The 5,476-nt window shown below is 51.7% G+C and carries 2 tRNA genes and 3 rRNA genes; all 5 read left to right on the plus strand.

Annotated elements, in window-relative coordinates:
• Positions 1 to 273: 273 nt before the first annotated feature.
• The 5 genes from C7B65_RS26445 (at position 274) to rrf (ending at position 5,438) form a co-directional block, all read left to right on the plus strand.
• Positions 274 to 1,764 (plus strand): 16S ribosomal RNA (locus C7B65_RS26445).
• A 171-nt stretch (positions 1,765 to 1,935) separates the two neighbouring features.
• Positions 1,936 to 2,009 (plus strand) — tRNA-Ile (locus C7B65_RS26450).
• Between the two features lie 14 nt (positions 2,010 to 2,023).
• A tRNA-Ala gene (locus C7B65_RS26455) sits at positions 2,024 to 2,096 on the plus strand.
• 239 nt (positions 2,097 to 2,335) lie between these two features.
• A 23S ribosomal RNA gene (locus C7B65_RS26460) occupies positions 2,336 to 5,221 on the plus strand.
• Between the two features lie 100 nt (positions 5,222 to 5,321).
• Positions 5,322 to 5,438: ribosomal RNA gene (rrf, locus tag C7B65_RS26465) — 5S ribosomal RNA — on the plus strand.
• The 16S, 23S and 5S rRNA genes sit together here with 2 tRNA genes alongside, the layout of an rRNA operon.
• Positions 5,439 to 5,476: the final 38 nt, after the last annotated feature.

A 5,476-nucleotide genomic window follows, 5' to 3' on the forward strand; every position in this document is an offset into this window, starting at 1 on the left:
TTTTGCTTGACACGGTTCGCCTTGCCAAGTTATATTAGTCAAGCGGGTGAGAGGAACGGACGCGAAAGCGAAGGTTCTTCCCGTGCTGAACCAAGACAACTGCATAGTTTAGAAGTCATAATAGCACTTAAACCTCGTCAAAGCAAATTGACTTAAAGGAATACTTCGGTAGTGCTTTAAGGGTTAAAAAGTCGAGAATTGGATTTTTTGGTTAGTTAGTTCTAACCAGATGAAATCTTTCGTGAGCTGAACAAGCCCTATGTTTTTCAAAACAACATGGAGAGTTTGATCCTGGCTCAGGATGAACGCTGGCGGTATGCTTAACACATGCAAGTCGAACGGAATCCTTCGGGATTTAGTGGCGGACGGGTGAGTAACGCGTGAGAATCTGCCTTCAGGACGGGGACAACAGTTGGAAACGGCTGCTAAAACCCGATGTGCCTACGGGTGAAATATTTATAGCCTGAAGAGGAGCTCGCGTCTGATTAGCTAGTTGGTGCGGTAACGGCGTACCAAGGCGACGATCAGTAACTGGTCTGAGAGGATGACCAGTCACACTGGGACTGAGACACGGCCCAGACTCCTACGGGAGGCAGCAGTGGGGAATTTTCCGCAATGGGCGCAAGCCTGACGGAGCAATACCGCGTGAGGGAGGAAGGCTCTTGGGTCGTAAACCTCTTTTATCAGGGAAGAACACAATGACGGTACCTGATGAATCAGCATCGGCTAACTCCGTGCCAGCAGCCGCGGTAATACGGAGGATGCAAGCGTTATCCGGAATTATTGGGCGTAAAGCGTCCGCAGGTGGTTTTGAAAGTTTGCTGTTAAATCGCGAGGCTCAACTTCGTAACGGCGGTGAAAACTTCAAGACTAGAGTTTGGTAGGGGTCACGGGAATTCCCAGTGTAGCGGTGAAATGCGTAGATATTGGGAAGAACACCAGCGGCGAAAGCGCGTGACTGGGCCTGAACTGACACTCATGGACGAAAGCTAGGGGAGCGAAAGGGATTAGATACCCCTGTAGTCCTAGCCGTAAACGATGACAACTAGGTGTTGCCCGTATCGACCCGGGCAGTGCCGTAGCCAACGCGTTAAGTTGTCCGCCTGGGGAGTACGCACGCAAGTGTGAAACTCAAAGGAATTGACGGGGGCCCGCACAAGCGGTGGAGTATGTGGTTTAATTCGATGCAACGCGAAGAACCTTACCAAGGCTTGACATGTGCAGAATCCTCTTGAAAGGGAGGAGTGCCTTCGGGAGCTGCAACACAGGTGGTGCATGGCTGTCGTCAGCTCGTGTCGTGAGATGTTGGGTTAAGTCCCGCAACGAGCGCAACCCTCGTTTCTAGTTGCCATCATTGAGTTGGGCACTTTAGAGAGACTGCCGGTGACAAACCGGAGGAAGGTGGGGATGACGTCAAGTCAGCATGCCCCTTACGCCTTGGGCTACACACGTACTACAATGCTACGGACAAAGAGCCGCAAGTTCGCGAGGACAAGCAAATCTCATAAACCGTGGCTCAGTTCAGATTGCAGGCTGCAACTCGCCTGCATGAAGGCGGAATCGCTAGTAATCGCAGGTCAGCATACTGCGGTGAATACGTTCCCGGGCCTTGTACACACCGCCCGTCACACCATGGGAGTTGGCCACGCCCGAAGTCGTTACTCCAACCGTTCGCGGAGGAGGATGCCGAAGGCAGGGCTGATGACTGGGGTGAAGTCGTAACAAGGTAGCCGTACCGGAAGGTGTGGCTGGATCACCTCCTTATAGGGAGACCTACCCGTTTCTCCTTGAACGTTCAGTTCTCCAGTGAATCAATTAACCTCGGTTGATTTGATTGGTTAGAGGATTGGGCTATTAGAGAAGAAGCTGGTCATCCCAAGGTCGTTCGAGGATTGAGTGTTGACTTCTAGACTATGTAAGATTGGTTCGGGCTATGGGCTATTAGCTCAGGTGGTTAGAGCGCACCCCTGATAAGGGTGAGGTCCCTGGTTCGAGTCCAGGATGGCCCACCTTTTGAAAATGAGGGGGTTTAGCTCAGTTGGTAGAGCGCCTGCTTTGCAAGCAGGATGTCAACGGTTCGAGTCCGTTAACCTCCACTGAGAGCAGAGAGCTTTCGTACCCGAAGCGGCATCAACTTCAGCAACTTGTCTAACTAGGTCTTCACGAATGTGAGACTAGGATTAGAGAGCCTGCTGGACTTGTTCCAGACAGAACCATGAAAACTGCATAGAAACTTGTCAGGTAGAAAGTAGTAAATCTTTCACGAGTTGCTTACAAGGCAACGAGTGAGGGGTTTCAACAGATATCACAGACACCAATGTTGATTGATTGAAGTGGTCAAGCTAACAAGGGCTGATGGTGGATACCTAGGCACACAGAGGCGAAGAAGGACGTGGTTACCGACGATATGCTCTGGGGAGTTGGAAGCAAGCATTGATCCAGAGATTTCCGAATGGGGCAACCCTATATACTGCCACCTGAATCCATAGGGTGGCAAGAGCGAACGCAGCGAATTGAAACATCTTAGTAGCTGTAGGAAGAGAAAACAAACGTGATTTCCCAAGTAGCGGCGAGCGAAACGGAAACAGCCTAAACCAGGGTGCATGCACCTTGGGGTCGTGGGACAGCGATATGGACTCAAGCGGCTAGACGAAGCAGTGGAATGCTGCACCAGAGGGGGTGAAAGTCCCGTAGTCGAAAGCTTAATGATACTAGCTGAATCCCGAGTAGCATGGGGCACGTGAAATCCCGTGTGAATCCGCGAGGACCACCTCGTAAGGCTAAATACTCCTGTGTGACCGATAGTGAACCAGTACCGCGAGGGAAAGGTGAAAAGAACCCCGGAAGGGGAGTGAAATAGAACATGAAACCATCAGCCTACAAGCAATGGGAGGACGATTTAAACGTCTGACCGTGTGCCTGTTGAAGAATGAGCCGGCGACTTATAGGTACAGGTAGATTAAGCCGAGAATGGCGAAGTCAAAGGGAAACCGAGTCTGAACAGGGCGTTAATCTGTATTTATAGACCCGAACCCGGGTGATCTAACCATGGGCAGGATGAAGCTTGGGTAACACCAAGTGGAGGTCCGAACCGACTGATGTTGAAAAATCAGCGGATGACCTGTGGTTAGGGGTGAAATGCCAATCGAACCCGGAGCTAGCTGGTTCTCCCCGAAATGTGTTGAGGCGCAGCGGCAATGATTATAGCGAGGGGGTAAAGCACTGATTCGGTGCGGGCTGCGAGAGCGGTACCAAATCGAGTCAAACTCTGAATACCTCGTGTACAGATTGCCAGTGAGACGGTGGGGGATAAGCTTCATCGTCAAGAGGGAAACAGCCCAGACCACCAGCTAAGGTCCCCAAATCACAACTCAGTGATAAAGGAGGTGAGAGTGCCCAGACAACCAGGAGGTTTGCCTAGAAGCAGCCATCCTTAAAAGAGTGCGTAATAGCTCACTGGTCAAGCGCTCTTGCGCCGAAAATGAACGGGGCTAAGTTGTGTACCGAAGCTGTGGGATATATCTATCGATGTATCGGTAGGGGAGCGTTCTGTTGTAGTTTGAAGCATCAGCGAGAGCAGGTGTGGACGAAGCAGAAGTGAGAATGTCGGCTTGAGTAGCGCAAACATTGGTGAGAATCCAATGCCCTGAAATCCCAAGGTTTCCTCCGCAAGGCTCGTCCACGGAGGGTGAGTCAGGACCTAAGGCGAGGCTGAAGAGCGTAGTCGATGGACAATCGGTTAATATTCCGATACTGATTCTGGATTGTGCAGAGGGACGGAGAAGGCTAACACAGCCGCATGTTGGTTCGCGGTTTAAGTGTTCGAGGTGATGAGAGCCGGTGAAAACGGCTTGAGCTGAGACATGAGTACGAGAGTCTACGGACTCGAAGTGTGTGACGTCAAGCTTCCTAGAAAAGCTCTAACCACGTTAATCCAGAATTACCTGTACCCTAAACCGACACAGGTGGGAAGGTTGAGAATACCCAAGGGCGCGAGATAACTCTCTCTAAGGAACTCGGCAAAATGGCCCCGTAACTTCGGGAGAAGGGGTGCCATCGAAAGGTGGTCGCAGTGAAGAGGCCCAAGCGACTGTTTACCAAAAACACAGGTCTCCGCGAAGTCGTAAGACGAAGTATGGGGGCTGACGCCTGCCCAGTGCCGGAAGGTTAAAGAAGTCGGTCAGGGATTCGTCCTGAAGCTGGCGACTGAAGCCCCGGTGAACGGCGGCCGTAACTATAACGGTCCTAAGGTAGCGAAATTCCTTGTCGGGTAAGTTCCGACCCGCACGAAAGGCGTAACGATTTGGGCGCTGTCTCGGAGAGAGGCTCGGCGAAATAGGAGTGTCTGTGAAGATACGGACTACCTGCACCTGGACAGAAAGACCCTATGAAGCTTTACTGTAGCCTGGTATTGGGTTCGGGCTTTGTTTGCGCAGGATAGGTGGGAGACTAAGAGATTGTCCTTGTGGGGACGATGGAGTCAACGGTGAGATACCACTCTAACAAAGCTAGAATTCTAACCGTTTGCCGTGATCCGGCAGCGGAACCGTATCAGGTGGGCAGTTTGACTGGGGCGGTCGCCTCCTAAAAGGTAACGGAGGCGCGCAAAGGTTCTCTCAGGCTGGTTGGAAATCAGCCGTAGAGTGTAAAAGCACAAGAGAGCTTGACTGTGAGACGTACATGTCGAACAGGGACGAAAGTCGGCTTTAGTGATCCGACGGCGCTGCGTGGAAAGGCCGTCGCTAAACGGATAAAAGTTACTCTAGGGATAACAGGCTGATCTCCCCCAAGAGTTCACATCGACGGGGAGGTTTGGCACCTCGATGTCGGCTCATCGCAACCTGGGGCGGTAGTACGTCCCAAGGGTTGGGCTGTTCGCCCATTAAAGCGGTACGTGAGCTGGGTTCAGAACGTCGTGAGACAGTTCGGTCCATATCCGGTGCAGGCGTAAGAGCATTGAGAGGAGCCTTCCTTAGTACGAGAGGACCGGGAAGGACGCACCGCTGGTGTACCAGTTATCGTGCCAACGGTAAACGCTGGGTAGCTATGTGCGGAGCGGATAACCGCTGAAAGCATCTAAGTGGGAAGCCCACCTCAAGATGAGTGCTCTCATGGGGTTAACCCAGTAAGGTCACGGGCAGAACACCCGTTGATAGGCGGTAGATGGAAGTGCAGTAATGCATGCAGTCGAGCCGTACTAATAGACCGAGGGCTTGACCTCTGATCTTCAACAGACAAATGTCTGACAAAAAACAAGTTTCTATGCAGCCTTCATGGCTCTACCCAACCATGCCTAACCATAGGTTAAAGCCAAAAGCTTTCCTGGTGTTTCTAGCGTCGTGGACCCACCCTGACCCATCTCGAACTCAGGTGTGAAACGTGACAGCGGCGAAGATAGTTGGAGGGTAGCCTCCCGCAAAAATAGCTCATCGCCAGGTTGAATATTAAAAGAACAAAGCCTCCTTTCTTAGCTGAA

Origin of the sequence: Phormidesmis priestleyi ULC007 (genome assembly GCF_003003695.1) — a bacterium.
Taxonomy (GTDB): Bacteria; Cyanobacteriota; Cyanobacteriia; order Leptolyngbyales; family Leptolyngbyaceae; genus Phormidesmis_A; species Phormidesmis_A priestleyi_A.